The sequence below is a fragment of the Leifsonia shinshuensis genome (assembly GCF_014217625.1).
Lineage (GTDB): Bacteria > Actinomycetota > Actinomycetes > Actinomycetales > Microbacteriaceae > Leifsonia > Leifsonia shinshuensis_A.
The window spans coordinates 1,877,728-1,904,375 of the sequence record NZ_CP043641.1; the positions used below are offsets into that span (position 1 = coordinate 1,877,728).

General features: G+C 72.3%; 25 protein-coding genes and 1 pseudogene. 7 read left to right on the forward strand and 19 right to left on the reverse strand.

Annotated features, from left to right (window positions below; all coding sequences use genetic code 11):
- Positions 1-37: 37 nt before the first annotated feature.
- The 8 genes and pseudogenes from F1C12_RS08995 to F1C12_RS09030 form a co-directional block, all read right to left on the reverse strand.
- Entirely contained in the window at positions 38-1,222 is a 1,185-nt protein-coding gene (locus F1C12_RS08995; RefSeq protein WP_185278414.1) for an ROK family transcriptional regulator, read from the reverse strand.
- Between the two features lie 49 nt (positions 1,223-1,271).
- Complete coding sequence (locus F1C12_RS09000) at positions 1,272-2,387, reverse strand: Gfo/Idh/MocA family protein (RefSeq protein ID WP_258046194.1); 1,116 nt, start codon at positions 2,385-2,387, stop codon at positions 1,272-1,274.
- Positions 2,372-3,064 (reverse strand): ThuA domain-containing protein, encoded by a 693-nt coding sequence (locus F1C12_RS09005; protein ID WP_185278415.1) that lies wholly within the window; start codon positions 3,062-3,064, stop codon positions 2,372-2,374. Before F1C12_RS09005 ends, F1C12_RS09000 begins: the two co-directional genes overlap by 16 nt.
- Before the next feature lie 23 nt (positions 3,065-3,087).
- Positions 3,088-3,995 (reverse strand): annotated as a pseudogene (locus F1C12_RS09010) (carbohydrate ABC transporter permease).
- Complete coding sequence (locus F1C12_RS09015) at positions 3,995-4,906, reverse strand: carbohydrate ABC transporter permease (protein WP_185278416.1); 912 nt, start codon at positions 4,904-4,906, stop codon at positions 3,995-3,997. Before F1C12_RS09015 ends, F1C12_RS09010 begins: the two are co-directional and overlap by 1 nt.
- A gap of 2 nt (positions 4,907-4,908) precedes the next feature.
- Positions 4,909-6,219, reverse strand: coding sequence for an extracellular solute-binding protein (locus tag F1C12_RS09020; RefSeq protein ID WP_185278417.1), 1,311 nt, complete (start codon positions 6,217-6,219; stop codon positions 4,909-4,911).
- Positions 6,220-6,341: 122 nt separating this feature from the next.
- On the reverse strand, positions 6,342-7,529 hold the full coding sequence (locus F1C12_RS09025) for a Gfo/Idh/MocA family protein (protein ID WP_258046195.1): 1,188 nt from the start codon (positions 7,527-7,529) through the stop codon (positions 6,342-6,344).
- Between the two features lie 103 nt (positions 7,530-7,632).
- Positions 7,633-8,592 (reverse strand): LacI family DNA-binding transcriptional regulator, encoded by a 960-nt coding sequence (locus tag F1C12_RS09030; protein ID WP_258046248.1) that lies wholly within the window; start codon positions 8,590-8,592, stop codon positions 7,633-7,635.
- A 140-nt stretch (positions 8,593-8,732) separates the two neighbouring features.
- Here F1C12_RS09030 and F1C12_RS09035 point away from each other — a divergent pair, with 140 nt between their 5' ends.
- From F1C12_RS09035 to xylB, 3 genes are all read left to right on the forward strand, one after another.
- The gene (locus F1C12_RS09035; protein WP_185278419.1) at positions 8,733-9,698 is read left to right on the forward strand and encodes an acetylxylan esterase; all 966 of its coding nucleotides are present in this window, start codon (positions 8,733-8,735) and stop codon (positions 9,696-9,698) included.
- A gap of 82 nt (positions 9,699-9,780) precedes the next feature.
- Positions 9,781-10,974, forward strand: coding sequence for a xylose isomerase (gene xylA, locus F1C12_RS09040; RefSeq protein ID WP_185278420.1), 1,194 nt, complete (start codon positions 9,781-9,783; stop codon positions 10,972-10,974).
- A gap of 91 nt (positions 10,975-11,065) precedes the next feature.
- The gene (gene xylB, locus F1C12_RS09045) at positions 11,066-12,499 is read left to right on the forward strand and encodes a xylulokinase (protein WP_185278421.1); all 1,434 of its coding nucleotides are present in this window, start codon (positions 11,066-11,068) and stop codon (positions 12,497-12,499) included.
- Positions 12,500-12,744: 245 nt separating this feature from the next.
- On the opposite strand, the gene F1C12_RS09050 is transcribed toward xylB, so the two are convergent.
- Positions 12,745-13,848 (reverse strand): glycerate kinase, encoded by a 1,104-nt coding sequence (locus F1C12_RS09050; protein WP_185278422.1) that lies wholly within the window; start codon positions 13,846-13,848, stop codon positions 12,745-12,747.
- Between the two features lie 133 nt (positions 13,849-13,981).
- On the opposite strand from F1C12_RS09050, the gene F1C12_RS09055 reads away from it, so the two are divergent.
- Entirely contained in the window at positions 13,982-15,274 is a 1,293-nt protein-coding gene (locus F1C12_RS09055) for an MFS transporter (protein ID WP_185278423.1), read from the forward strand.
- A 14-nt stretch (positions 15,275-15,288) separates the two neighbouring features.
- Here the strand turns inward: F1C12_RS09055 and F1C12_RS09060 are convergent, their stop codons facing one another.
- The 6 genes from F1C12_RS09060 to F1C12_RS09085 form a co-directional block, all read right to left on the reverse strand.
- The gene (locus F1C12_RS09060; RefSeq protein ID WP_258046196.1) at positions 15,289-16,674 is read right to left on the reverse strand and encodes an MFS transporter; all 1,386 of its coding nucleotides are present in this window, start codon (positions 16,672-16,674) and stop codon (positions 15,289-15,291) included.
- Between the two features lie 48 nt (positions 16,675-16,722).
- Entirely contained in the window at positions 16,723-17,742 is a 1,020-nt protein-coding gene (locus F1C12_RS09065; protein WP_219732695.1) for a LacI family DNA-binding transcriptional regulator, read from the reverse strand.
- Positions 17,743-17,749: 7 nt separating this feature from the next.
- Positions 17,750-19,054 carry an APC family permease gene (locus F1C12_RS09070; RefSeq protein ID WP_258046197.1) on the reverse strand — a complete coding sequence of 435 codons (1,305 nt, stop codon included), beginning with the start codon at positions 19,052-19,054 and terminating at the stop codon, positions 17,750-17,752.
- Between the two features lie 165 nt (positions 19,055-19,219).
- Positions 19,220-21,349, reverse strand: coding sequence for a glycosyltransferase family 39 protein (locus F1C12_RS09075; RefSeq protein WP_185278424.1), 2,130 nt, complete (start codon positions 21,347-21,349; stop codon positions 19,220-19,222).
- A gap of 2 nt (positions 21,350-21,351) precedes the next feature.
- Positions 21,352-22,671: a glycosyltransferase gene (locus F1C12_RS09080; RefSeq protein ID WP_185278425.1), complete on the reverse strand. Its 1,320-nt coding sequence runs from the start codon at positions 22,669-22,671 to the stop codon at positions 21,352-21,354.
- 92 nt (positions 22,672-22,763) lie between these two features.
- Positions 22,764-23,372 carry a glyoxalase gene (locus tag F1C12_RS09085; protein ID WP_185278426.1) on the reverse strand — a complete coding sequence of 203 codons (609 nt, stop codon included), beginning with the start codon at positions 23,370-23,372 and terminating at the stop codon, positions 22,764-22,766.
- A gap of 153 nt (positions 23,373-23,525) precedes the next feature.
- Between F1C12_RS09085 and trxA the strand changes: the two genes are divergently transcribed.
- Entirely contained in the window at positions 23,526-23,909 is a 384-nt protein-coding gene (gene trxA / locus F1C12_RS09090) for a thioredoxin (RefSeq protein ID WP_185278427.1), read from the forward strand.
- A 75-nt stretch (positions 23,910-23,984) separates the two neighbouring features.
- Here trxA and F1C12_RS22595 read toward each other — a convergent pair whose 3' ends face one another.
- From F1C12_RS22595 to F1C12_RS09110, 4 genes are all read right to left on the reverse strand, one after another.
- A complete protein-coding gene (locus F1C12_RS22595) occupies positions 23,985-24,341 on the reverse strand; it encodes a hypothetical protein (protein WP_219732696.1) in 357 nt (118 codons plus the stop codon).
- Positions 24,334-24,612, reverse strand: a complete 279-nt coding sequence (locus tag F1C12_RS09100) for a hypothetical protein (protein ID WP_185278428.1) — start codon at positions 24,610-24,612, stop codon at positions 24,334-24,336. The genes F1C12_RS22595 and F1C12_RS09100 overlap by 8 nt, the downstream gene beginning before the upstream one ends.
- Positions 24,613-24,720: 108 nt before the next feature.
- Positions 24,721-25,041, reverse strand: a complete 321-nt coding sequence (locus F1C12_RS09105) for a DUF2316 family protein (RefSeq protein ID WP_185278429.1) — start codon at positions 25,039-25,041, stop codon at positions 24,721-24,723.
- Complete coding sequence (locus F1C12_RS09110; RefSeq protein ID WP_185278430.1) at positions 25,041-26,009, reverse strand: aldo/keto reductase; 969 nt, start codon at positions 26,007-26,009, stop codon at positions 25,041-25,043. Before F1C12_RS09110 ends, F1C12_RS09105 begins: the two co-directional genes overlap by 1 nt.
- Positions 26,010-26,112: 103 nt before the next feature.
- Here F1C12_RS09110 and F1C12_RS09115 point away from each other — a divergent pair, with 103 nt between their 5' ends.
- A complete protein-coding gene (locus F1C12_RS09115) occupies positions 26,113-26,274 on the forward strand; it encodes a hypothetical protein (protein ID WP_185278431.1) in 162 nt (53 codons plus the stop codon).
- A gap of 166 nt (positions 26,275-26,440) precedes the next feature.
- Positions 26,441-26,647, forward strand: coding sequence for a hypothetical protein (locus tag F1C12_RS09120; RefSeq protein WP_179607925.1), 207 nt, complete (start codon positions 26,441-26,443; stop codon positions 26,645-26,647).
- Position 26,648: the final 1 nt, after the last annotated feature.

A 26,648-nucleotide genomic window follows, 5' to 3' on the forward strand; every position in this document is an offset into this window, starting at 1 on the left:
CGGGCACCGCGGATCCGCGCGTGCCCGGCGGTTCTCGTCAGGGGGCGGACGGGGATGCGAGCAGCGGCGCGAAGGCGAGCTCGGCGGCGCCGATCATGAGGATGTCGCTCCCGAGCGCCGCGCGCGTGATGGTCAGCGTCTCCGCGGACGCGGCGAGCGCCTGCGACGCGACGAGCGCAGGCAGCCGCTCCGGGGCCAGCTCGTGCAGCGCGCCGAGGAACCCGCCGAGCACGATCCGCTCGGGGTCGAAGACGTTGGTCGCGTTGCGCAGCGCGGTCGCGAGGAAGCCGAGCTGCCGGTCCACTTCGGCGAGCACGGCCGCGTCGCCCGACGCGACAGCCGCGGCCAGCGCCCGGGAGAGCTCGTCCGGGTCGGCGGAGGCCAGTCCGAGCACCTGCAGCAGCGCGCGCTGGCTGACCTCGGTCTCCAGGCAGCCGACCGCGCCGCAGTGGCAGCGCACGCCCGCCGAGTTCACCAGTGTGTGGCCGAGCTCGCCGGCGTAACCGCTGATGCCGGTCAGCGGCCTCCCGCCGACGATCACGCCCGCGCCGATGCCGGACGCGCCGCCGTTGACGTACACGAGGTCGGCCGCACCCTGGCCGGCGCCGAACAACCGCTCGGCGTTCGCGCCCAGGCTGGCGTCGTTCGCCGCGACCACCGGGTAGCCGGTCGCCTCCGCGAGCTGGGCGGCGAAGGGCTCCTCCGCCCACTCCAGGTGCGGGGCCAGGCGCACGACGCCGTCCTCCTCGCGCACGAGCCCCGGCACCGCCACGCCGACGCCGACGACCCGGGAGGCCGCGGACAGCTCGGGCCGCAGCCCGTCGATCACGGCGGAGGCGATGGCGGCGGCCTCCGCGGCGGTCGGCACGTGGCCGGTGGGATAGCGGACGCGGCGGTGCACGCGCGCGTCGAGCCCGACCACGCCGACCGTCACCGCGTCGACCTCGGGGTTCACGGCGAGCGCGACGACCCGGCCGTCGGCGGCGATGACCGGGGACGGCCTCCCGACCCGGTTGCTCGTCTCCGGCTCGCGCTCCAGCACCAGTCCGAGCTCGGCCAGCTCGGCGACCAGCGCGCCGATGGTCGAGCGGTTCAGGCCGGTCGCCTGGGTGAGCGCGGAGCGCGCCAGTGGCCCCTCGCGGTGCACCATGCCGAGCACCGTGGCGAGGTTGTGCCGCCGCACCGTGTCGAGGTTCGTCCCCGCCGTCGTCCTGCCGTTCATGATCCCGGTCACTGTATTACAGGTCGCGGGGTGCGGCGGACGCGCGGCCTCACCACGCCTCGGGTCGCGCCCCCTGCGGCACCGCCTCCGGGCGCTCGACCGTGGAGGCCAGCGTGACGACCTCGTGCCGCGCGCCGGCCGCCAGCACGGCCTCCATGATCTCCAGCACGTGGAACGCCAGCTCCCCCGACGCCCGGTGCGGCCGGCCGGTCCCGAGCGCGCGGGCCAGGTCGGCCAGGCCGTAGCCGCGGCCGGCCTCCGCGTAGCCGCCCGCCGTCGCCACCTGGCGGAACTCGCGGTCGTCCGCGGTCGCGACGAGCACCGGATCGGAGAACCGGTTGGGGTCCGGAACCGAGAGCGTCCCCGCGGTCCCGTAGACCTCGAACAGCGGCACCCGGGAGGCCCACACCTCGAACGAGACCGTCACGGTCGACACCACTCCGGAGGCGTGCTCCAGGATGGCGGTGACGTGCGTGTCCACGTCCACCGGTACGGCGGCTCCCGCCTGGGGTCCCGTGGCGACGGTGCGCGCGCGGTCCGAACGCCGGGTCGCCCCGGAGACCCGCACGACGGGGCCGAAGAAGGTCACGAGCGAGGTCAGGTAGTACGGGCCCATGTCGAACAGCGGGCCGCCGCCCGGCTGGTAGTAGAACGCGGGCGCCGGATGCCACAGCTCGTGCCCCGGGGCGGTCCACGCCACCGCGGCGCCGAGCGGCACGCCGATCCGGCCCGCGTCCAGCACGGCGCGCGCGGTCTGGATGCCGGTCCCGAGCACGGTGTCCGGGGCGCAGCCGACCCGCAGCCCGAGCTCGCCCGCCCGCGAGAGCACGGGCGCGGCCTCGGCGGTCGTGAGCGCCAGCGGCTTCTCGCCGTAGACATGCTTGCCCGCAGCGAGGGCGCGCAGCGCGACGTCCGCGTGGGCGAGCGGGATGGTCAGGTTGAGCACGACATCCACCTCGGGATGCGCGAGCAGCTCGTCCACGGTCATCGCCTCGACGCGCTGCTCTGCAGCGACGGCGCGCGCCCGGTCGAGGTCGAGGTCGGCGACCGCGCGCAGGTGCAGGTTCGGCAGCTTCGGGAACTCGGCGAAGTACTGCGCTGAGATGACACCGACACCGATCACTCCGACGTTCAGAGGGGCGCTGTCGTTCAGCGCGCCGCCCACAGCAGGCCCCTCTCGATGATGGTGCGCACCGGACGGGACTCCACGATCTCCAGCCGGTGGCCGGGAGCGGAGACGAAGATGCGGCCCTCGCCCCACTGCCGCGTCCAGATCGCGGGCGCCGTGACCGGACGGTTCCAGGCATCCCACGGCCGGACGCCCTGCGTCGTCGTTGCCAGGACGTCGTTGTACTCGTCGCTCAGCACCCAGTACTGCTCGGTCTCCAGGTCAAAGTCCGCGATCCCCTCGGTGATCGGATGCGAGGCCCCGTACGAGGTGATGTTCACCGTGTACGGAATGTAGTTGTCCGACTGCTCGCCGGTGCGCTCGGCCGGGTCTTTGCCCGCGTGGTGGGCGAACTGGCCGCCGATCATGTGCAGGTAGTCGGCGTTGTTCCGGTAGGAGTCCGCGATGCCGCCGTGCCAGCCGGCCATCCCCGTGCCGTTCAGGACCGCGCGCTGCAGGCCGGCGAACTCCTCCGGCTCGATGGTGCTCATGGTGTTGATCTGGAGGACGAGGTCGACCGTGTCCATGAACGCCTCGTCCGTGTAGACGGCCGGGCTCTCCTCCACCCGCACCGCGAAGCCGTTCTCCTCCAGGAACGGGATGAAGAGGTTCGTGGTCTCGACGGGCATGTGCCCGTCCCAGCCGCCGCGGACGACGAGGGCTTGTCTGGTCATGGGTTCCTTCCGGGTGGTGCGGGTCACTTGGAGAAGCCGGCCGTCATCCCGCTGATGAGCTGGCGGCGGCCGAACACTAGAGCAGGAAGATCGGCAGCGTGGAGAGCACGACCGCCGCCAGGATCGCCGGAACGTTCACGGTGAACGATCCCATGAACGTCCACAGCGACAAAGGGAGGACCCGGGTCTCCGGGCTCTGCGTGAGCACGAGCGGGAAGAGGAAGCCGTTCCAGACGTTGAGCGCGTTGTAGAGCGCGACGGTCACGACCGCGGGGCGCGACAGCGGCAGCACAAGCGAGAACAGCACCCGCCAGTGCCCGGAGCCGTCGACGCGCATCGACTCGAACAGCTCCTTCGGGATGTCCCGGATGAAGTTGGCGAGGATGAGCACCGTCACCGGCACCGCGAAGCCGATCGAGGGCAGGATGAGCGCCGCGAGCGAGTCGTACAGGCCGGCCTTCGAGAGCATGTAGAACAGCGGGATGATCGTCGCCTGCAGCGGGATCGCGAGCCCGAGCAGGAAGAACGAGAACGTCGCGCGCGTGAACCGGGAGTTGGTCCGCACGATCGCGTAGGCGGCCATGACGCAGACGAACACGGTCACCGCGACGCTCGCGACGGTGACGATCACCGAGTTCGCCAGGTAGAGGAAGAAGTCGCTCTGCAGCACGAGCGCGTAGCCCTCGAGCGTGGGATCGGCGGGCGGGAGCAGCTGGTTGCTGGCGAAGAACCCGGCCTGCGGGCGCACGCTCGTGATCACGATGTAGTAGATCGGGACCACGATCACGGCCAGCCAGACCCAGGCGCCGATTCCGCCGAGCCAGTTGGGGCGGCTGCCGGGACGGCGGGAGCGGCGCGAGCGCGATGCGGGAGGCCGCTCGTCCAGCGCGACCGCGACATCCCGCTCGACCTCGTCGATGAGCTGCGTCATCACACACCCTCCTGCTGGCTCGTCATCTTCGTGAAGCCGCTCAGCTTCGTCATCAGCAGCGCGATCACCAGGCCGATCACGACGAGGATCATCGCCATCACGCTCGCCTGGCCGAACTGGTTGGCGGAGAAGCCGGTGACGTACATGAGGATCGGCAGGATCCGCACGCCCGAGCTCGGCACGCCTCCGGTCAGCACGAACACCACGTCGAAGTAGGTCAGCGAGCCGACCACCATGAGCGTCGAGGAGGTCACGATCGTGTACCGCAGCTGGGGCACCGTGATGTGGAAGAACTGCTTCACCCGGCCGGCGCCGTCGATCTCCGCCGCCTCGTACAGGGACGCCGGGATCTGCCGCACGCCGCCCTGGTACAGCAGCGTGTGGAACGGCACGAACTGCCACGCGATGATGAAGATCACCACGTACAGGATGAGCTGCTGGTTGCCCAGCCAGTCCTGCTTGAGGAACGGGATGCCGGTCGAGGCGGCGAGGCCGAAGTTCGGGTCGAGGATCGCCTTGAACGCGATCGCGATCGCCGCCGACGACAGAATCAGCGGCAGGAAGAAGATCGCGGCGAGGACGGCACGGCTGCGCTGTCGGCCGGCGGTCCAGGCCCCGAGCAGCAGGCTGATCGGGGTCTGCACGATCCAGGAGATGACGATCACCTTGAGGCTCAGCACGAGCGCGTCGATGGTCACCGGATCCGCGAGGACGCTCGTCCAGTTGGACAGGCCCACCCAGACCGGGTCGCTGATCGCATCCCAGCGGGTGAAGCTCAGCCAGAGCGCCACCGCGAGCGGGACGATCGCGAAGACGACGAAGAAGAACAGCGCGGGCAGGACCATCCACCCGCCCGGCCCGGTGCGGGCCGGGCGGACGGTGGCGCCCGTGTCGCGGACGACGGAGGTCATCGCTACTGGCCGATCGTCTTGTTCATGTTGTCGCTGAACTGCTGGGGCGTGATCTGCTTGTTGAACAGCTGGTCGAGGTTCGTCAGCAGCGCGGTGGCCTGCGCCGGCGGTAGCGCCTGGTCCCAGGACTGCTGGAAGCTCTTCGCGTTCTTCGTCATCCCGTAGACCGTCGAGCCGAAGTCGCCTCCGGTCGCCTGGATCTTCGCGTCGATGTCCGTGATCGGCGGCACCTGGCCGTTCTTCACCATCCGGTCGGTGTATGCGGTGTCGAAGACGCCCTGCGTCAGGTACTTCACGGCCGTGGCCTTCTGCGCGGCCGAGGCGTTGGCCGAGACGGAGAAGTAGCCGGAGGGGTTGCCCACGATGTCCGACGGGTCGCCCGCGCCGCCGTCGACCGACGGGAAGGTGCCGAAGCCGAGTCCGGACTTCACGAAGTCGGGGGCCTGCTGCTGGAAGGTGGTCATCACCCACGCGCCCTGCAGCATCATCGCGGCCTTGCCGGTGTAGAGGAGCGCGACATCGGCGTTGGAGTCGGCAGTCACCGACGAGAAGCCGTCCACGAACGCACCGGCGTCGACGAGCTGCTGGATCATCTCGTTGGCTTTGACGATGCCGGGATCGCTCCAGGCGCCCTTCTCGCCGGCCATGACCTTCGCGAACGCCCCGGGACCTGCGACGCGGTCGACCAGGTACTCCTCCCACATCAGCGACGGCCACTTGGAGGCTCCGGCGAGCGAGAACGGCGCGACGCCCGCGGCCTTCAGCTTGGGCACGGCGGCGAGGATGTCGTCCCAGGTCTTCGGGACGGCGACGCCGGCCTTCTTGAGCACGTCCTTGTTGTAATAGAACATGATCGGCGTCGTGGCGTTCATCGGCACCGCGTACACCTTGCCGTCGACCACGCCCTGGTTCCAGACCGATTCGAGGTACTTGGACTTCGCGTCGGCGGTGTCGGCGGTCAGGTCGGCGACCTTGTTCGCCTTCACGTACTGGGCGAGCGTCCCGCCGGCCCAGCTGTAGAGGATGGTCGGAGCGGAGCCGGCCCCGACGGCGGTGCGGATCTTGGTCTTGTACGCGTCGTTCTGGAAGTAGGTCGCCGCGACCTGGTCCTTGGCGTTGGCGGCGTTCCAGTCCTTCAGCGACGGGCCGATCACGGTGTCCTCGTCGGCGCTGGAGAGGCCCCAGAGCGTGGCCTGGCCGCCGGCGGAGCCGGAGCCGGACGAGCAGGCGGTGGCGCCGGCCAGCAGGGCGGCGACGCCGAGCGCGACGGCGGCGAGCCTGGCGCCGCGGCGGGAGGGCGAAGGGTGCGTCATTGCGGTCTTTCTCCTCAGTGTGTGGTGGTCAGGTGGTGGTCAGGTGGTGGTTCGGTCGTGGTTCGTCGGTCGGTGATGGGCCGCCGCGCGCAGGGGCGCGGCGGCGGTGCGACGGCGTGGCGCTACTCGGCGGCCGTCCACGCACTGCCGGCGGCGGCGCTGTGTTCGACAGCCGCCAGCACGCGCTGGATGTGCAGGCCGTCCGCGAAGGACGGCTCGGGGTCGGCGCCGCTCGTGACGGCGTCGACGAAGTCGGTGATCTGGTGGCTGAACGCGTGCTCGTAGCCGATCGCGTGGCCGGTGGGCCACCAGTTGGCCATGTAGGGATGCTCGGGCTCTGTCACGATGATCCGGGTGAAGCCCTGCTCCCCCGCCGGCGCGGTGGCGTCGTAGAACTGGAGCTCGTTCATCGCCTCCAGGTCGAAGGCGATGGCGCCGCGGGAGCCACTCAGTTCGATCCGCAGCGCGTTCTTGCGGCCGGTCGCGTAGCGGGTCGCCTCGAAGGCGCCGATCGCGCCCGCCGCCGCGCCGCCGGCGAGGCGCGCGGTGAACCAGGCGGCGTCGTCCACGGTCACCCGGCCGCGCTCGGCGGAGGCCGTGCCGGACAGGCCGACCGTCTCGCCGAGCAGCGGCCGCTCCTCCACGAAGGTGGCGAGAGTGCCGGAGACCGTCGACAGCCGGGAGCCGGTCAGGTGCTCGACCAGGTCGATCGCGTGAGCGCCGATGTCGCCGAGCGAGCCGGAGCCCGCGGCCTCCTTGTCGAGTCGCCAGGTCATCGGGCCGTTCTCGTCGCTCAGCCAGTCCTGCAGGTAGAGCGCGCGCACCTGGCGGATCGCACCGAGCCGGCCCTCCTGCACGAGCCGGCGCGCGTAGCCGATCGCCGGGACGCGCCGGTAGCTGAAGCCCACCATGGAGCGCACGCCGCGGGAAGTCGCGCGCTCGGCGGCGGCGACCATCGCCTCCGCCTCGGCCACGGTGTTGGCGAGCGGCTTCTCGCACAGCACGTGCTTGCCGGCGTCGAGCGCCGCGATCGCGATCTCGGCGCGCGAGGAGCCGGGCGAGCAGATGTCGACGATGTCGATGTCCGGGTCCTCGACCACGCGGCGCCAGTCGGTCTCGGCGCGCTGCCAGCCGAACTTCGCGCGGGCGGCCTCCACCCGGCCGGCGTCGCGGCCCACGATCGTGGCCATGACCGGCTCGGCGGCCAGGTCGAAGAACCGCGGAGCCACCCGCCAGCCCTGGGAGTGGGCCGCGCCCATGAACCCGTAGCCGACCATCGCCACCCGCAGCTCGCGTGCCGCTGAAGTCATCCGTCCCGCTCCTTCGCGTCTGTCCTGCGTGACGCTAACGAACGGGATTTTCGGCACGCAAGTTTCTCGCGAAGCTTGGAAAACTTTCGTGGAGTCGGGCGCGTCAGCGCACGCGCGGAGCGGCCGTGGAATCGCGCACGACGAGCGAGGTGGCGAGCTCCAGCCGCGGGTTCTCGACGGCCCCGGCGCGCAGGCGCAGCGCGGTGCGCGTCGCCGCCTCCGCCATCTCCTGCATCGGCTGGCGGACCGTCGTGAGCGCCGGCCGCGCCCACGAAGCGGGCGGGACGTCATCGAAGCCGACGACCGACACATCCCCCGGCACGTCCAGCCCGAGCGCGAAGGCCGCGTCCATCGCCCCGAGCGCCTGCATGTCGTTGCCGCAGACGATCGCGGTGGGACGGTCGGCCTTCTCGAGCAGGCGGCGCGCCTCGCGCTCCCCGTCTGCGCGCCGGAAGTCGCCGACACCGGCCAGCCGCGTGTCGAACGGGAGGCCCGCCTCCGCCAGCGCCGACTGGTACCCGGCGACGCGGGCGCGCGAGCACATCAAGTCCAGCGGCCCGGAGATCACCGCGATGCGGGTGTGGCCGAGGCCGAGCAGGTGCCGGGTCGCCGCGACGCCGCCGGCCCAGTTGGTCGCGCCGATCGCCGGAACGTCCGGCGGCGGGTCCCCGGCCGGGTCCACGACGACGAACGGGATGTTGCGGGTGCGCAGCTGCTGCCGGTGCTCCGCGGTCAGGTTCGAGAACTGCAGGACCACCGCGACGGGCTTCCGGCTGAGCACGCCGGTGATCCAGTCGCGTCCCGGCTCGTGATGGGCGTCGAGGGCGGACAGCGCGAGCACGAAGCCGGCCTCGCGCGTGATCCGCTCGACGCCGCGGATGATCTCCACCGACCACTCGCTGACCAGGTCCGTCACGACCAGCTCGACCAGCCCGCCGCGCTCCGGATCGGGTCCGCGGCGCGCGTAGCCGGAGTCGTGCAGCAGCTCCTCGACGCGCGCCCGGGTGGGCGCGGACACGCCGGGCCGGCCATTGAGGACCTTGGACACCGTGGAGAGCGACACCGCGGCCTGGCGCGCGATGGCGTCCAGCGTCGGGCGGCTCGACGCAGCGGTCGGTTCGGGCATGGAGTCACTGTGCCACAATGTCGGCCAGGCTTTCGCGCCGTCCCGCGAAACATCCACCCGCCCTCCCGAGGAGACCCATGCCGCTCACCGACCTCACCCTCGCCGAACTGGCCGCCTTCCGTCCGGAGGTCGAGGAGCCCGCCGACTTCGACGCCTTCTGGGAGTCGACGCTCGCGGAGTCCCGCGCGGCGGGCGGCGAGGTGGTGCTGGCGCCGGCGACGACCCCGGTCACGCAGCTGATCGTGGAGGACCTGACCTTCCCCGGGTTCGGCGGCGAGCCGGTGCGGGCGTGGGTCTCGCGCCCGCTGCACGCGAACGGCCCGCTCCCCGCGGTCGTGCAGTACCAGGGCTATGGCGGCGGCCGCGGCCTCGCCGGCGAGAACGTGGACTGGGCGCTCGCCGGCTACGTCCACGTCTTCATGGACACCCGCGGCCAGGGCAGCGGCTGGGGCACGGGCGGCGACACCGCCGACCCGCACGGGTCGGGGCCTGCGACTCCGGGCTTCATGACCCGCGGCATCCACGACCCGCACGAGCACTACTACCGCCGCGTGTTCACCGACGCGGTGCGCGCGGTCGACGCGGCCCGGACGCTGCCGTTCGTCGACCCGGCCCGGATCGCGGTGACCGGCGGCAGCCAGGGCGGCGGGATCGCGCTGGCCGCCGGCGCGCTTGCGGACGTCCAGGCCGTGCTGCCGGACGTGGCGTTCCTGTGCGCGTACCGCCGTGGCGCGGAGGTCGCCGTCGGCGGCCCGTTCCAGGAGCTGGCGACCTACCTGTCGGTGCACCGCGACGAGGTGGACGCGGCGTTCCGCACGCTCTCGTACCTCGACGGCGTGAACTTCGCCCGCCGCATCCACGCGCCCGTGCTGTTCTCGGTGGCGCTGATGGACGCGGTCGTGCCGCCCTCTACGACGTTCGCGGCCTACAACCACCTGGCCGCGGCGGACCGCGCGATCGAGGTGTATCCGTTCAACGACCACGAGGGCGGCCAGGCGGCGCACTGGCACAAGCAGGCGGCCTGGCTGGCGTCGCGGATGTGATGCGCGGAGTGGCGCTCGGGCGTCGGGCCTGGTATAAGTTTATCGAACCAACAAATCACCGACGACGTTGAAGGAAACTTCCATGAGCCTCACCCCCACCCGCGCCGACAAGTTCTCGTTCGGTCTGTGGACCATCGGCTACAACGGCACCGACCCGTTCGGCGGCCCGACCCGGCCCCAGCTCGACGTGGTGGAGGCGGTGACCAAGCTCAGCGAGCTCGGCGCCTACGGCCTCACCTTCCACGACGACGACCTGTTCGCCTTCGGCTCGACCGACGCCGAGCGCCAGAAGCAGATCAACCGCCTCAAGCAGGTGCTCGCCGACACCGGCGTCATCGTGCCGATGGTCACCACCAACCTGTTCAGCGCGCCGGTCTTCAAGGACGGCGGCTTCACCTCCAACGACCGCGCCGTCCGCCGCTTCGCGCTGCGCAAGGTGCTCCGCAACCTCGACCTGGCCGCCGAGCTCGGCGCCAAGACGTTCGTGATGTGGGGCGGCCGCGAGGGCGCCGAGTACGACTCGGCCAAGAACATCCAGGCGGCGCTGGAGCGCTACCGGGAGGCCGTCAACCTGCTCGGCGACTACGTCACCGACAAGGGCTACGACATCCGCTTCGCGATCGAGCCGAAGCCGAACGAGCCGCGCGGCGACATCCTGCTGCCGACCGTGGGCCACGCCCTCGCGTTCATCAACTCGCTGGAGCGCCCGGAGCTCGTCGGCCTCAACCCGGAGGTCGGCCACGAGCAGATGGCGGGCCTGAACTTCGCCGCCGGCATCGCCCAGGCGCTCTACCACGGCAAGCTCTACCACATCGACCTCAACGGCCAGCGCGGCATCAAGTACGACCAGGACCTCGTGTTCGGCCACGGCGACCTCCAGAACGCGTTCGCCCTGGTCGACCTGCTGGAGAACGGCGGCCCCAACGGCGGCCAGGCCTACGACGGTCCGCGCCACTTCGACTACAAGCCGTCGCGCACCGAGGACATCACCGGCGTCTGGGACTCGGCCGCCGCGAACATGCGCACCTACCTGCTGCTCAAGGAACGCGCGGCCGCCTTCCGCGCCGACCCCGAGGTGCAGGCTGCCCTGGAGGCGTCGCGGGTCACCGAGCTGTCCCAGCCAACGCTCGGCGCGGGCGAGAGCTACGACGACCTGCTCGCCGACCCCAGCGCCTACGAGGACTTCGACCCGAGCGCCTACTTCGGCGGCAAGGGCTTCGGCTTCGTGCGCCTGCAGCAGCTCGCCCTGGAGCACCTGATCGGCGCCCGCGGCTGAGCCGACCGTCCTTCGGCGAGGGGGCACGTGGACGCCGTCCGCGTGCCCCCTCGCACCATCCACACCCGAAACAAGAAGTGAGGACCCGCACGTGACGCTGGTCGCCGGAGTCGACTCGTCGACGCAGAGCTGCAAGGTGGTCGTTCGCGACCTGGAGACCGGGGCGCTGATGCGCTCGGGCCGGGCCACGCACCCGGACGGCACGGAGGTGGACCCGGCCGCGTGGTGGTCCGCGCTGCAGTCGGCGCTGGAGGCCGCTGGCGGGCTGTCCGACGTCGCCGCGATCTCCATCGCGGGTCAGCAGCACGGCATGGTTGTGCTGGACGCCGACGGCCGCGTCATCCGCGACGCCCTGCTCTGGAACGACACCCGCAGCGCGCAGGCCGCCCGCGAACTGATCGCGGAGGTCGGCGCGGAGGCGTACGCCGCGCGGGTCGGCGTCGTGCCGGTGGCCTCCTTCACCGCGACCAAGCTGCGCTGGCTGCGCGACGCCGAGCCCGTCAACGCCGCGCGCGTCGCCGCGGTCGCACTCCCGCACGACTGGCTGACCTGGCGGCTGCTCGGCTACGGCCCGGCGGATGAGAGCACGCTCGGGCCCGACCTGGAGGCGCTGACCACCGACCGGTCGGACGCGAGCGGGACGGCGTACTGGAGCGCCGGGACAGGAGCCTACGACTTCGACCTGTTCGAGCGCGCGCTCGGGCGAGCGGGGCGGGAGGCCGGGTCTGCGTCTTCGTCCGCCGGCGCCGTCGTCCTCCCCCGCGTGCTCGGCCCCGCGGACTCCGCCGGCCGCACTCCGTCCGGCGTCCTCGTGGGCCCCGGCGCGGGCGACAACGCGGGCGCAGCGCTCGGCCTCGGCGCCGCCGACGGCGACGTGGTGGTGTCCATCGGCACCTCCGGCACGGTGTTCGCCGTGACCGACGCCCCGGTCGCGGACCCGTCGGGCACCGTCGCGGGCTTCGCCGACGCGGGCGGTCTCAACCTCCCCCTGATCGCGACGCTGAACGCGGCCCGTGTGCTGAGCTCCGTCGCGGACCTCCTCTCGGTCGACTTCGACACTCTCGCCGAGCTCGCCCTGTCAGTGGAGCCGGGCGCGGAGGGCGTCGTGCTCGTCCCGTACTTCGAGGGCGAGCGCACCCCGAACCTCCCCGACGCGAAGGCCAGCCTGCACGGGCTCACGATCGCGAGCACGCGCCCCGCAACCTTCGCGCGCGCGGCCGTCGAGGGGATGCTGTGCGGCCTCGCGGACGGACTCGACGCCGTGCGAGCGGTCGGCGTGCGCGAGAAGCGCATCCTCCTGATCGGCGGCGCGGCGCAGAACCGCGCCGTCGCCGCGATCGCCGCGCAGGTGTTCGACGCGCCGGTCGTCGTGCCGGCGCCGGGCGAGTACGTGGCCGACGGCGGGGCCGTGCAGGCGGCGTGGGCGCTGACCGGGGCGCGGCCGTCGTGGACGGTGGAGGCGGCGCCGCCGCTGGCCGTGGACACGCGGCCGGTCATCCGCGAGCAGCGGGCGCAGTACCTGTAGTCCGCGGAGGACATCCCTGCCGAAACCGGCCCCAAGAACAGTCAGCGGAGGAGATCGGCGCACACGGAGGCCCGACCTCCTCCGTTACCGGTTGTGGGGTGCGCGCGGCCTGCGGAGGACATCCCGACCGAAACCGGCCCCCACGACAGCTAACGGAGGAGTTCGGCGCGTGCGGCGGGCCGATCTCCTCCGTTAACTGTCGTGGGGGTGGGTGGCGGGGCGATGTCCTCCGTTGCCGACGCCGCTCAGCCGGGCCAGCGGCGCGCCAGCTCGGCGCCGGCCGCCGCGGCCCAGCGCAGCGGGTCCGTGATGGCGGCCGCCGAGCCTCCCGCGAGGTCGGACAGCGACGCCGCCCCCGCGAATCCGCGAGGCTCCGCAGCGATCGAGCCCGCCGCCAGGAACGCCGGGATGCCCGCATCCCGCGCGAGCCCCGCGACGTACTCCGGCACCTTCCCCGCCGCCGACTGGTCGTCGTAGCGCCCCTCACCGGTGACGACGGCGTCCGCGGAGGTCAGGGCCGCGGCGAGGCCCAGCGCCTCCCCGACCGCGGCCGAGCCCGGCGCCATCGTGGCTCCCCAGGCGAGGAGACCGAAGCCGGTTCCGCCCGCCGCTCCCGCGCCCGGCGCCGCCGGATCGACATCGACCCCGGCCTCCCGCAGCACCCGCGCCAGCCGCGCCAGCCCCGCCTCCAGCACAGGCACGTCCGCCGCCGTCGCACCCTTCTGCGGACCGAACACGGCGGCGGCGCCCGCCGGCCCGAGCAGCGGGCTCGTCACGTCGCTCAGAATCCGCGCCCCTCCCGCCGGAAGCGTCCGCAGCGGGCCGGTCTCCGCCCGGTGGAGCTCGGCGAGGCCGCGGTTCCCCGGCCCGATCACCGCGCCGTCCGCGTCGAGGAGGCGCGCACCCAGCGCGCTCAGCATCCCTGCTCCCCCGTCGGTGGACGCGCTGCCGCCGATCGCGAGCAGCAGCCCGGTCGCGCCGGCGTCCAGTGCGGCGGCAATCGCCTGGCCGAACCCGGTCGTCTGCGCGTCGTAGGGGGCGAGCCGCGGCATCAGGACGATCCCGCTGGTGTCGGCCAGCTCGACGACCGCGGTCCCGTCGGGGAGCAGGAGCCAGCTCGCGTCCCGTGCTTCGCCGTCGGGGCCGGTCACACGCACGGGGCGGCGCTCAGCCCCGGGCACCGCGACCTCGAACGCGTCGAGCGTGCCCTCACCGCCGTCCGCCATCGGCGCCAGGACCACCCGGTCGCCCGAACGCACCGACGACCAGCCCGCGGCGAGCGCCGACGCGACCTCCGCCGCGGTCGCGGAGCCCTTGAAGGAGTCGGGGGCGAAGACGACGGTGCTCATCCCCACAGGCTGGCACAGATCGCGACGCGCCGCGGTTCGCGCACGAGGGGGACGCGCCCCGCACACGCCTCTGGCACCGCACCCCAGACCGGACGATGATGTCGCGCATGAACGCACCACTCGGACCCCGGCCATGACCACCTCGCCCGGCCGGGTTCAAGCCGTCTACCTCACGCTCCTGCTCGGCAACACCCTGGCCGCGTCCTTCATCTGGGGCATCAACACTCTGTTCCTGCTGGACGCCGGCCTCACCAACTTCGAGGCGTTCGCCGCCAATGCCTTCTTCACCGCCGGGATGGTGATCTTCGAGATCCCGACCGGCGTCGTGGCCGACACGATCGGGCGCCGCGCCTCCTACCTGCTCGGCACCATCACCCTCTCGCTGTCGACCGCGTTCTACTGGCTGCTCTGGCTGTGGCACGCGCCGTTCGGCTGGTGGGCGGTGGCCTCCATCCTGCTCGGGCTCGGGTTCACCTTCTTCTCCGGCGCCGTGGACGCCTGGCTGGTCGACGCGCTCGCGGTGACCGGCTACACGGGGAGCCTGGAGTCCGTCTTCGGGCGCGGCCTCGTCGTCACCGGCGTGGCGATGTTCGTGGGGTCGGTGCTCGGCGGGGTGATCGCGCAGGTGACGAACCTCGGCGTCCCGTTCATCCTGCGCGCCGTCGTGCTGGTGATCATGTTCGTATTCGCGTTCTTCGCTATGCGCGACCTCGGCTTCACCCCCGACAAGTCGATGGGACCGCTGAAGGCGACCAGGAACATCCTCGACCAGTCGATCGAGCACGGGATGAAGAAGCGCTCGGTGCGCTACGTCATCCTGTCGGCGCCGTTCGCGTCGGGCGTCGGGATCTACGCGTTCTACGCCCTCCAGCCCTACCTGCTGGAACTGTACGGCGACCCGAAGGCGTACTCGATCGCGGGGCTCGCGGCGGCGATTCTGTCGCTGGCGCAGGTGGCAGGCGGGATCCTGGCCCCGCGGCTGCGGCGCTTGTTCGCCAAGCGGACGACGACGGTGATCGGCGCCTCCCTCAGCAGCATCGTGGTGCTGGTGCTGCTCGGACTCACCGCGTTCTTCTGGTTCGCGGTGGTCCTGCTGGTCATCTGGGGCTTCGTCTACGCGGTGGCCGGACCGGTGCGGTCGGCGTACCTGAACGACATGATCCCGTCCAAGCAGCGCGCGACGGTGCTGTCGTTCGACTCGCTGTTCGGGAGCCTGGGCGGCGTGTTCATCCAGCCGGGGCTCGGCCGCGCGGCGGACCTTTGGGGGTACGGGACGTCGCTCGTGATCGGCGGGGCGATCGAGCTGATCGGGATCCCGTTCCTACTGGCCAGCCGGCGGCAGGGCGATCCCGCGGACACGTCGGGAGGCCGCAGCGTGGCAGGGGAAGCCGGCGAGGCAGGCGACGCCGCGCCGACCGCGACGTGAGTGCCGGGGCGCGTTCAGTCCCGCACGATCCGGCCGCCGCACAGCCACGCCGCCAGGCACAGCACCCCGTTCACGCAGAACACCCCAGCGAACGCCGCCGGTGACGTCGCCCCGCCCAGCGCCGAGAACGCGATCGCCGTCGTCGCCAGTGCGATGGCCGAGCCGGTGGAGTCCGCGATCGACAGCGCCGAGCTGTTGAAGCCCTGGTCGGCGGGGGTCGAGTACTCCAGGGTGAGGACGCCGAGGCGCGGGTACAGGATGCCCATCCCGCCGCCGGCGAACGCCCAGCCGACCACGACGATCGCCGGCGATGCGCCGGTCAGCGCGGTCACCAGCAGCGACGCGATCGCGACGGTCAGGCCGAGGGCGCCGAGGCGGGCGGCGAGGCGGTGGCCGATCGCCGGGAACCGGCCTTGCGCCCACGACGCCGCCGCCCAGCTGAGGCCCGCGGCGGTCAGGGCAAGGCCGGCGACGGCCGGCGACGCGCCGTACTGCGTGACCATCAGCAGCGGGACGTAGACCTCCGCGGAGAAGAACGTCCCCGCGACGATCGCCCGCAGCAGGATCACGCTCGGGAGGCCGCGGCGCGCGAGCAGCGTGCCCGCGGGGATCAGCGGCCGCAGCGCGGCGATCGCGCCCGCGGCGGCGAACACCGGCACCAGCCACTGGACGGGTCCGCGCGCCTCCGCGGCGAGGGTCAGGGCGAGGACGGCGACCGCCACGAGGGTGGCGAGGCCGGCGCGCGCGAGCTCCCCGCGGCCTCCCGCGGGCCGGTGGTCGGGTCCGTGGACGGCGCGCATCGCGGGCACCACCATCAGCATGGCGAGCACGACCAGCGCGACGACGCCGAGGAACACCCAGCGCCAGCCGACGGTCTCGGCGACGGCGCCCGCGATCACCGGTCCGATCAGCGATGGGATGACCCACGCGGCGGCGAAGCCGGCGAAGATGCGGGCGTGCAGCCGCGGCGGGTAGACGCGAGCGACGATCACGTAGAGCGCCACCGTGAGTGCGCCCCCGCCGAGCCCGTGGACCAGGCGACCCGTGACGAACAGCCCCATCGTCGGTGCGAGGCCCGCCAGGATGAGGCCGGTGGCGAACAGGCCGACCGACGCGAACAGGACGGTGCGCGGGTTGCCGCGGTCGCACCAGGTCCCGGCGACGACCATCCCGACGACGCCGACGGCGAGCGGACCGGCGAACGCGAACGCGTACAGCCCGGCCCCGTCCAGCTGCCGGCTGACGGTCGGCATGATCGTCGTCACGGCCAGAGCCTCGAAGGCGGCCAGGGTGACGAGCAGGCACATGCCGATGCTCACCCAGCGGTAGCGCGGCGCGAGCACCCCCTCCGGCTTGGCGAGGCGCCCTGGCGCGACTGTGGGTCCCCCGTCCGTGCTCATCCTCCGAGCCTACGGCGTGCGGGAGGCGGCTGCGCAGACGGCGCCGGCCTACGCGGGCGCCGCCGCCGTCGATCCCCGCACGATCAGCTCCGGAACCAGGCTCGCCGGCACCGGCTCCTCGCCGCCCTCGATCTCGGCGACCAGGCGTTCGACGCTGCGGCGGCCGAGCTCGGTGAAGTCCTGGAGGACGGTGGTCAGCGGCGGCCAGAAGTGGGCGGCCTCCGGGATGTCGTCGAAGCCGACCACGCTCAGGTCCTCCGGGATGCGCCGCCCGGCCTCCCGTGCGGCGTGGTAGACCCCGAGCGCCATCTGGTCGTTGGACGCGAACACGGCGGTGGTGCCCGGGTCGCGGACGAACGACTGCGCAGCGCGGTACCCCGACTCGGCCGACCAGTCGCCCTCCAGCAGCGCGGGCACCGGGAGGCCGGCGGCCTCCAGCTCGCCGGCGTAGCCCGCCGCACGGGCCTGCGCCTCGAACCAGGCCAGCGGGCCGGTGAGGTGGAGGATCCGGCGGTGGCCGAGGCCGATCAGGTGCGCGGTCGCGGCGCGGGCGCCGGCCTCCTGGTCGACGGTGAGCTCGCGCGCCACGTACTCGGAGCCGCCCTGCAGGGTGACGTACGGGACGGCGAGCCGGGCGCTCGCGATCCGCTCGAGGACCGGGTCCTGCGGCGCGATCACGATGATGCCCTCGACCGCCTGGGCGAGCAGATGATCGAGGGCGGCCGCGATCCCGGCGTCGGTCAGCTCGGGGATCTGTGCGACCGCGAGGTAGTAGCCGGCCGCGCGCGCGGCGCCCTGCACGGCGTTGATGCTGGACACCGGACCGTAGAGGGCGGCGGCGGTGGTGGAGAGCACGCCGAGGGTGCGCGAGCGCGCGGTCACGAGGGCCCGCGCGGCGCGGTTGGGCCGGTACTGGAGCTGCTCCATCGCGTCCAGGACCCGCTGGCGCGTGGACTCCCGGATGCTCGGGTGGTCGTTGATGACCCGGGAGACGGTCTGGTGCGAGACACCGGCGAGCTGCGCGACGTCGCGGATGCTCGCGGCGCGTTGCGCGGGGTCGTGGGTCACCTGGCCATTATCCGGGACGCCGCGACCTCCACCGGGCCGCCGCTCCCACCAGCACCGCGATCACCGCGATCCCTACCGGGAACACCAGGTGCCAGCCCGCCAGCACGAGGAGCCCCGCGGCGAACACGACCGACAGCACCGCCATCCACCAGCCCGGCGAGCGCGTCGGCAGCAGGACGATCGCGCTGGCGACGCCCAGGCCGTAGACGGCGGCGGCGATGCTGGTGTGCACGAGGATGAACGGCTGCAGGTCGCCGCTGGCCAGCACCACCACCGAGTACAGCGCCATCACCACGGCCGACAGCAGCAGTCCGCGCCGGGCGACCGCGCCGTTCTCGGCGCCGCGGCCGAACCAGGCGGGCAGGTCGCCGTCGCGGCCCATCGCGGCGCCCAGCTTGCTGAACGCGGCGAGGTAGGCGTTGAAGACGCCCGTGACGACGATCGCGGCGATCACCGCGACGACGACGCCGCCTCCGGAGCCGGTCGCCACCGAGACCAGGTCGAGCAGCGGGACGGCCGACGTGGAGGCGCGGCCTCCCAGCACGGCGACGGTGACGGTCTGGATCGCGAGGTAGGCGACCGACACGATCACCAGCGCGAGCGCCGTGGCGCGCGGGATGTCACGCCGCGGGTTGCGGAACTCGCCGCCGATCCCGGCCACGGCCTCCCACCCGGCGAAGGCCCAGATGTAGAGGCTCATCGCGAGCCCGACGCCCGACCAGCCGTGCGGGAGCAGGGGCTGCAGGTTCCCTGCTCGCGCGTGCGGCGCGGCGGCGGCGAGGACGAAGACGAGCACGGCGATGAGCGCCCCGGAGAGCACCAGCTGGACGGACGCGGCGAACCGGACGCCGAACGCGGTCACCGCGACGGGCACGACCATCAGGGCGATCGCGATCAGGACCGTCTGCACGGCGTCGCCGCCGATCACGGCCACGACGTAGCGCGCGGTCATCAGCGCGGCGATGGGCGCGCCGATCGGGGTGCCGAAGAAGAACCAGTAGCTGACGATCCGCGCGGAGGTCGGGCCGAACGCGCGGCGGGCGAACGTCGCGACGCCGCCGGCGTCGGGGTGACGGCGGGCCAGGGCTGCGAACGTCGCGGCCAGCGGGATGGAGATGAGCGCGAGGGCGGCGACCGCCAGGATGGCACCAGGCCCGGCCGCCGCCGCCGCGAGCGCGGGGAGGACCAGGATGCCGGTGCCCAGAACGGCCGCGACGTAGAGCGCCGTGCCGCCGGCGACGCCGAGGTGTCCGCGGTGCTCGACGGCGTCCGGCGCGGGCACGCGCATGGTCGAGGGGGCGCTATCCGTCACTGGACCATCCTGGCGTGGACCGCCGACATCCGCCGTCCATCCGCGGCCAGCGATCGCGTATCCGCCGCCAATCCGCCCCCGGACGCACGAATTCACCGTCGAAGGGCACGTAAACGCCCCTACCCGGGCTGGATAGGGGCGTTTACGTGCCCTTCGAGCTCTGCGTCACTTCGTCAGGTCGTAGAGGGTGACACCTCCCACGGTCGTCGCGGTGAAGTTCTTCTCGACCCAGGAGGCGATGGCGCTGGAGGCGCTGCTCCCGCCGTTCGCCTGTCCGACGCCGCCGGCGATGAAGAAGTGGATCTTCCCCTCCTTCACGTACTGCTCGAACTGCGCCAGGGTGGGCGATGGATCGGAGCCGTTGAAGCCGCCGATTGGCATCACCGCCTCCTGCGTCGCCAGCTGGTAGCCCGCGGCCGAGTTGGAGCCGATCGCGGCCGCCACCCAGGTGTAGGACGAAGCGTTGGCCTTCAGGAGGGCGCTGAGCTGGGAGCTGACGGTGCTGGAGCCGAGGAGGCCGCCCATCCCGCCGCCGCCCGCGGTGCCGGGAGCGCCTGTCGCGCCGCCCTGGGTGCCGGTGGTGCCGCCGGTCGTGCCGCCGGTGCCGCCAGTCCCGCCAGTCCCGCCGGTGCCACCGGTCCCACCAGGACCGCCGTTCCCACCCGGGAACCCGCCCTGGCCACCGAACCCGCCGCCCGGCGTCCCCTGCCCGCCGCCGTTCGGCGCTCCCCCGAACCCGCGGCCTCCGCCCGGTCCGCCCATCGCCGACGCCACGGTTGGCCCGGCGGTCACGATCGACCCGCTGTGGCCCGTCGTCACGGTCTGCAGCGTGTACGCAGTCGGCGCGAGCAACGCCGCCACCAGCGTCGCGGCGATGGTCGCGCCCGACAGCGCCCGGCTGCGCGGGGGAAGGAGCAGCAGCACGGACGCCGCGAGCGCGACGATCAGGACGACCACCTTCAGCCACGGGAGCCAGGAGGTCGCGCGGTCCAGCAGCACCCACGCCCATACCGCGGTGCCGAGCAGGGTCACGGCGGAGAGGATGCGCACCCAGAGCCGATCGCGGGCTCCCCACACCGCCGAGGCGCCGATCGCGACGACGCCGGCGAGCGCCGGGGCCAGGGCGACCGTGTAGTACGCGTGGAAGATGCCGGCCATGAAGGAGAACGCCAGGGCCGTCACGATCAGCCAGCCGCCGAACAGGAGCAGCGTCGCGCGGCGTGCGTCGGTCCGGGCCAGCCGGCGGCCGAGCACGAGCGCCACGACGAACAGCACGAGCGCCGCCGGGAGCAGCCAGGTGATCTGCCCGCCGATCTCGTTCTCGAACAGGCGGAGGATGCCGGTGGATCCCCACATCCCGCCTCCCGTCGCGCCGCCTCCCGCGCCCGTGACGCTGCCGGTCTCGTTGCCGGTGAGCCGGCCGAGGCCGTTGTAGCCGAAGGTCAGCTCCAGGAAGCTGTTGGTCTGCGAGCCGCCGATGTACGGCCGAAGCGACGCCGGGACGAGCTCGACGATCGCGACCCACCAGCCGGCGGCGACCACGACAGCGCCGAGCGCGGCGAACAGGTGGCCGAAGCGCTTCGCCCACGAGACGCGGGCCGCCGCCAGGTAGACACCCGCCAGTACTGGCAGGATGAGGAACGCCTGCAGCTGCTTGGTCAGGAACCCGAAGCCGACGGCGACGCCCGCCCAGACCACCCAGCGGATGCGGCCGGACTCGATGCCGCGCAAGGTCAGGTAGGTCGCCAGGGTCAGGAGCAGCACGAGCAGCGCGTCCGGGTTGTTGAACCGGAACATCAGCGCCGCCACCGGGGTCACCGCCAGCACGCCGCCCGCGAGCAGAGCCGTCCGCGCGCTGAAGTTGCGGCGCACGATCAGGTACACGAGCCACACGGTCGCGACGCCCATCAGCGCCTCCGGCACGAGGATGCTCCACGAGCTGAGGCCGAACATCCGCACCGACAGCGCCATGATCCACAGGCTCGCCGGAGGCTTGTCGACCGTGATCGAGTTCGCGGCGTCGCTGGATCCGTAGAAGAAGGCCTCCCAGTTCACCGACCCCGCCTGGACCGCGGCGGAGTAGAACGAGTTGGCCCAGGCGCTGGCGGCGAGGTCCCAGAGGTAGAGGAGCGCGGTGACGGCCAGGAGGCCGAGGAGCGCCGGGCGCTCCCACGCCGCGGCGTCGTCCCGGCCGCGCACGAGGCTGCGCAGCCAGGCCGCGAGGCGCCCGGGCGGCGCGGTCGCGGTGGGGGTGTCGGGTGAGACGGTGCGGCTGGGCGCGGTGGTGACGGACATGGTCAGTTCTCCGTTTCGGTCGGAACGAGTACGAGTGCGGTGCCTTCCGTGGGCTCGGACACGGGCGGCGCGGACCCGGGCGCCGCGGTTACGGACGACGTCCCCGGGGATGCCGACGACGCGGCCTCCGCCACCGCCTTCCGCCTCCCCGCCCGGAACACCCACAGCCGCAGCAGCACGAACCGCACCAGCGTCGCGAACAGGTTCGCCGCCGTCAGCACGATCAGCTCCACGCGCGGCCCCGCCCTCGGCGCCGTCGCGTGCAGCACCGCGAGCGAGCCGCTGGTCAGCGCCCACGCGATCCCGAACACGACCAGCCCCTGGAACTGGTGCCGCACCAACCCGGGCCGGCCGCGCACGCCGAACGTGAACCGCCGGTTGGCCCAGGTGTTGGCGACCGCCGTCAGCAGGAGGGCGGCGAAGTTCGCCGCCTGGCCGCCCAGCACCCCGGACAGCAGCAGGTACAGCAGCGCGTACGCGGCGGTCGAGAGCACCCCGACGATCGCGAACCGGACCACCTGCCCGAAGAAGCTCGGCGGCGTCGGCGGCGCGAACGGCCGCCTTCCGAGCTCGGCGTAGACGGCCTCGATGGGGATGCGGCCGCGCGCGATGTTGGTGCCGACGCGCAGCATCCCCTTGAGGTCCTCGCGCGCGGTGCGCACGATGTCCACCGAGCTGTGCGGGTCGTCCACCCAGTCGACGGGGATCTCGTGGATGCGCATGCCCGCGCGCTCGGCGAGGATCAGCAGCTCGGTGTCGAAGAACCAGCCGTCGTCCTCCACGAGCGGGAGGAGGCGCTGGGCGACGTCCCGGCGGATGGCCTTGAAGCCGCACTGCGCGTCGGAGAACCCGACCGACATCGTGCGGCGCAGCAGCAGGTTGTAGCTGCGGGAGATGAACTCGCGCTTGCCGCCGCGGGTGACGCGCGCGCTCCTGCCCAGCCGGGTGCCGATCGCGAGGTCGGAGTGGCCGGAGAGCAGCGGCGCCACCAGCGGCGGCAGGGCGGCGAGGTCGGTGGAGAGGTCCTCGTCCAGGTAGACGAGGACCTCGGCGGGCGAGGAGCCCCACACCGCCTTGAGGGCGCGTCCGCGCCCCTTCAGCGGGAGGTGCACGGCGACGACCCCGCCCAGCTCCGCGGCGAGCGCGTCCGCGAGGGCGGGCGTGGCGTCGGTGCTGGCGTTGTCGGCGATCGTGATCCGCCAGCTCGCCTGCACCGCGTCGGTCAGGTAGGCGTGCAGCCGGCGGAGGGACGTGTCGAGCGTCGCCTGCTCGTTGTACACGGGCACGACGATGTCGAGCGAGAGGGTCGTTGGCTGGGACATGGCAGCAACCCTGCCGCCGTTACCTAACTGTGACCTTTCGCGCCGTTATGCCCGGTCGATGGAGGTTCTGCGGGGTTCCTATGCGGCGCCGATCAGCGGGCTGCTGCCTCCCAGGCGAAGCCGTCCGGGTCGGTCGCCGCGCTGTCGCCGCCGATGACGATCCGGTGCGAGCCGGTGCCGTCCTCCGGGACGCCCGCGTCCTTCGCGAGCGCGCGCCGCTTGTACAGGCCGAGCTGCACGGGGCTGTCCTTCAGGTCGAACTGCACGTAGGAGCCGAAGCTCTTGCCGACCGGGAGGCCGCGGGCCGTGTAGAACTGCTTGCTCGCGCCGACGTCGTCGACGCCGAGCAGTAGCACGATGGACTCCGGCTCGCGCCTGGCCGGGCCGGTGTCCTTCTTGGCCGAGGTGGCGATCTTCCAGATGGCGCCGTCCGGAGCCTGCACGGTGCCGCCGACGCCCCAGAGCGACTTGGCGACCGGCTTGATCGTGGTCGCGCCCGCGGCGAGCGCGGCCTCCACGAAGGCGTTCACGTCGGCCGGCTGGGTGACCGTGATGGACAGGGTGTAGCCGCGGAAACCGGAGCTGGGGGTGTCGGAGGCGCGCACGCGCACCCGGTCGCCGAGCCCGAAGGCGGCGTCGTAGAACTGCTGGGCGGCGGAGGCGTCCGCCACCTCGAGGGTGATGTGGTCGATGGAGGTCATGGGAACCACGGTAGGAGCGGGCGCGGGCGGGAGGCTTCTCCATTCCTGCTCGATGGGCGCGCGGGAATGCCGCACCCGGGCGTACCGTTCCACTCAGTGCGGCCATCCTCACCGAGCCGCCCCCACACTTCCCTCGACCAGCAGGAGACCCTCATGGCAACCGTCGAGCTCACCGCTCAGAACATCGAGTCCCAGATCACCGAGAACGGCATCGTGTTCGTCGACTTCTGGGCGGAATGGTGCGGCCCGTGCCGCATGTTCGGCCCCATCTTCGAGAAGGCGTCGCAGGAGCACGCCGACGTCGTGTTCGGCAAGGTGGACACCGAGGCCGAGCAGGCGCTCGCCGCCTCCGCCGGCATCACCTCCATCCCGACGCTGATGGCGTTCCGCGACGGCATCCTGGTCTTCTCCCAGCCCGGCGCGCTCCCCGCGCCGACCTTCGAGGACCTCATCGGCCAGGTGAAGGCGCTCGACATGGACGCCGTGCGTGCGTCCATCGCGGAGGCCCAGGCGGGCGAGGGCGCGGCCGAGGCATAGGCCGCCGACGAACCGCCGGACACGCCGCCTCGCGGGCACGCGAGGCGCCGTGCTCTGTCAGGTGGAGGGCTTCGATCAGCTCGCGAGCTTGTGCCGCTCGAGCAGAAGGTGCACCGCCTCGCGCACGAGCTCGCTCTCACGCTTTCCGGTTTGACGCATCAGCTGGTCGAATGCTGCGCGTTCAGCCTCGGGGATCCTGCCCCTTACCGTCGGCGACGCCCCCTTGGGCCGCTCGCCGAGCCGCGGGCGGCCCGCAGGTCGCAGAGCCGCGTCGAGCGCGGCCTCCGACCCGTACTCCGACAGTAGGAAGTCACTGCCGGCAGCAGCCGCCTTCTCGCCTACCGAGACGTTCGCCGCGGGTGGCAGCGTGGTCGCCGGGTCGAGTAGGCGTTCCGCCAGTGCCTCGAAATCCGCGTCGCTCGTGTCAGCCATTCGGGTTCTCCTCCCTGTACCGTCGGAGCTTCGGGCCGAGCTCCATCGCGTGGAACACGACGGCCTCACGGCCGTCCGGGTAGACGTTCACCAGGATCTCAACCTCTCGATCGGTCTGCGGGTGCGGGTGACCGATGTAGAGCCACACCGTGCCATCGTCGATCGATTGACCGGGTAGCTCGGCGTGGTAGTTCGCGTGCACCATCGCCCGGATCTGGTCGGCCTGCGGGATTCCATGCTTGCGGGCCGACTCGGTCCAACGTGGTGCCATGCGCCACTTTATCATGGCTACACTTTTACGGCTACGCTTTTTCGATCACTGGCCTCACTGCCGGAGCAAGGTACGGAAGCGTAAGGCGCGGAGCCCTCAGCCGCGTCCCTAGTCCGCCGCCGCGACCGCCCGCGCCACCTCCCCCGCATCCCGCAGCCCGAACCACCCCTCCGCGCTGGCACGCGCCGACTCCGGCAGCTCCGTCCACGTCCCCGGCTCCTCGCCGCGGCTGCGCAGCACCGCGTCGAGCGCGTCGCGCACCAGCCATACGTCGGCCGGCTGCGCGCCGTCGACGGCGAGCGCCGCCAGCACCCGGTCCTCCCCGACGTTCAGCGCCGACGCCAGCCGGGACACCGGCCAGCCCGCCCGCTCGTACGCCGTGGCCAGCTCGCCGCGCGTCCGCTCCCGCTGTTCGCCGTCGAGCGACATCAGTATCCCGTCGGCGTCGTCACGGTGTACGGCTCCTCCAGCTGCCGCACCTCGTCGTCGGTCAGCTCCAGGTGCACGGCCGCGACCGCGTCCGGGAGGTGGTGCGGCTTCGTCGCCCCGACGATCGGCGCGTCCACGACCGGGTTGCGCAGCACCCACGCCAGCGCGACCTGCGCCATCGGGACGCCGCGCGCCTCGGCCACGCGCTGCACGGCCTCCGCGATCGGCCGGTCGTGCGCTTCAGTGAAGCGCGCCTGCAGCGGGTCGGTGTCCCCGCGCAGCGTCTGCTCGCCCCACGGCCGCGTCAGTCGGCCCTTCGCGAGCGGGCTCCACGGGAGGCTGCCCACGCCCTGGTCCGCCAGCTGCGGGAACATCTCCCGCTCCTCCTCGCGCATCATCAGGCTGTACTGGTCCTGCATGCTCACGAAGCGCGTCCAGCCGCCGAGGTCGGCCGCGTGCTGGAGCTTGGCGAACTGCCACGCCCACATCGAGGATGCGCCGAGGTAGCGCGCTTTGCCGGCCTTGACCACGTCGTGCAGCGCTTCCATCGTCTCCTCGACCGGCGTCAGCGGGTCGAAGCGGTGGATCTGGTAGAGGTCCACGAAGTCCGTGCCCAGCCGGGTGAGCGACGCGTCGATCTGCTCCAGGATCGCGCGGCGCGACAGCCCGGCGCCGCCGGGTCCGTCGCCTACCTTGAAGTTCACCTTGGTGGCCAGCACGATGTCCTCGCGCTTCGTGTACTCGCGGATGGCGCGGCCGACGATCTCCTCCGAGCTGCCGAAGCCGTAGACGTTCGCGGTGTCCCAGAAGGTGATCCCGGCCTCCACGGCCTGCCGGAAGATCGGGGCGCCGCCCTCGTCGTCCAGCGCCCACTCGTTGAAGCCGCGCGTCCGGTCGCCGAAGCTCATGCAGCCCAGTGCGATGCGGCTGATCGGCAGTCCCGTCGACCCCAGTCGGGTGTATTCCATCGTTCGCTCTCCTCGTGTCCTCGTGCGTCGCCTCCGACGTTACGCGCCGCTCGCCGCCGGATGGGAGGTACTGCGAGTACCGCGAACGGCTTACCATCACGGCATGACCGATGAACGAGAGAACTGGCCGGAAACGCCCTCCGGCGAGCCCATCGACACCGACGCCCTCGCGGAGGGCGAAGGCGGTGGCCCGTACGACGCCGACGGCGTGTTCGAGCCGGAGGATGACGCCGCTGCGGACGACGAGGACGACCCCGGCGTCTGACACCCGTTCGAAAGCTGTGCCCTCCCGTTCACCTGAATCCTCTTGTCCCCCGGGCTTGTACCCCACTAGGGTCTAGTCCTAGGAGCCAGTCCCTCACCGGCGGATGTCATGTCAGGTGCGCCGCAGGTGGCCGGGGACCGGCTGCACAACTGGGGAGGGGTGCAGCGTGACGACCTATGAGACGCCGATCGGGAACGCGCCGAAACCGGGCCAGGACATCCATCTGGTGAGATGGATCCGGTCCGCGGACGGCTGGAGCAGCGAGACAGTGCTCTGCACATATCTGGCGGGGACGCCCTCGCACTGGGTGGTCGAACGGCACGGCGAGCGCGTGAGCCTCGACCGTGCGGAGTGGGCGCAGTTCGCCTTCTGAC

Excerpts from the sequence above, each read along its gene's own strand:
- F1C12_RS09025 (WP_258046195.1), bottom strand. The coding sequence starts at position 7,529 with ATGACTTCAGCGGCACGCGAGCTGCGGGTGGCGATGGTCGGCTACGGG.
- F1C12_RS09080 (WP_185278425.1), bottom strand. The coding sequence starts at position 22,671 with ATGTCCCAGCCAACGACCCTCTCGCTCGACATCGTCGTGCCCGTGTAC.
- F1C12_RS09085 (WP_185278426.1), bottom strand. The coding sequence starts at position 23,372 with ATGACCTCCATCGACCACATCACCCTCGAGGTGGCGGACGCCTCCGCC.
- xylA (WP_185278420.1), top strand. The coding sequence starts at position 9,781 with ATGAGCCTCACCCCCACCCGCGCCGACAAGTTCTCGTTCGGTCTGTGG.
- F1C12_RS09110 (WP_185278430.1), bottom strand. The coding sequence starts at position 26,009 with ATGGAATACACCCGACTGGGGTCGACGGGACTGCCGATCAGCCGCATC.
- F1C12_RS09005 (WP_185278415.1), bottom strand. The coding sequence starts at position 3,064 with ATGACCAGACAAGCCCTCGTCGTCCGCGGCGGCTGGGACGGGCACATG.
- F1C12_RS09100 (WP_185278428.1), bottom strand. The coding sequence starts at position 24,612 with ATGGCACCACGTTGGACCGAGTCGGCCCGCAAGCATGGAATCCCGCAG.
- F1C12_RS09060 (WP_258046196.1), bottom strand. The coding sequence starts at position 16,674 with ATGAGCACGGACGGGGGACCCACAGTCGCGCCAGGGCGCCTCGCCAAG.
- F1C12_RS08995 (WP_185278414.1), bottom strand. The coding sequence starts at position 1,222 with ATGAACGGCAGGACGACGGCGGGGACGAACCTCGACACGGTGCGGCGG.
- F1C12_RS09115 (WP_185278431.1), top strand. The coding sequence starts at position 26,113 with ATGACCGATGAACGAGAGAACTGGCCGGAAACGCCCTCCGGCGAGCCC.
- F1C12_RS09075 (WP_185278424.1), bottom strand. The coding sequence starts at position 21,349 with ATGTCCGTCACCACCGCGCCCAGCCGCACCGTCTCACCCGACACCCCC.
- F1C12_RS09055 (WP_185278423.1), top strand. The coding sequence starts at position 13,982 with ATGACCACCTCGCCCGGCCGGGTTCAAGCCGTCTACCTCACGCTCCTG.
- F1C12_RS09050 (WP_185278422.1), bottom strand. The coding sequence starts at position 13,848 with ATGAGCACCGTCGTCTTCGCCCCCGACTCCTTCAAGGGCTCCGCGACC.
- F1C12_RS09020 (WP_185278417.1), bottom strand. The coding sequence starts at position 6,219 with ATGACGCACCCTTCGCCCTCCCGCCGCGGCGCCAGGCTCGCCGCCGTC.
- F1C12_RS09105 (WP_185278429.1), bottom strand. The coding sequence starts at position 25,041 with ATGTCGCTCGACGGCGAACAGCGGGAGCGGACGCGCGGCGAGCTGGCC.
- F1C12_RS09015 (WP_185278416.1), bottom strand. The coding sequence starts at position 4,906 with ATGACCTCCGTCGTCCGCGACACGGGCGCCACCGTCCGCCCGGCCCGC.
- F1C12_RS09035 (WP_185278419.1), top strand. The coding sequence starts at position 8,733 with ATGCCGCTCACCGACCTCACCCTCGCCGAACTGGCCGCCTTCCGTCCG.
- trxA (WP_185278427.1), top strand. The coding sequence starts at position 23,526 with ATGGCAACCGTCGAGCTCACCGCTCAGAACATCGAGTCCCAGATCACC.
- F1C12_RS22595 (WP_219732696.1), bottom strand. The coding sequence starts at position 24,341 with ATGGCTGACACGAGCGACGCGGATTTCGAGGCACTGGCGGAACGCCTA.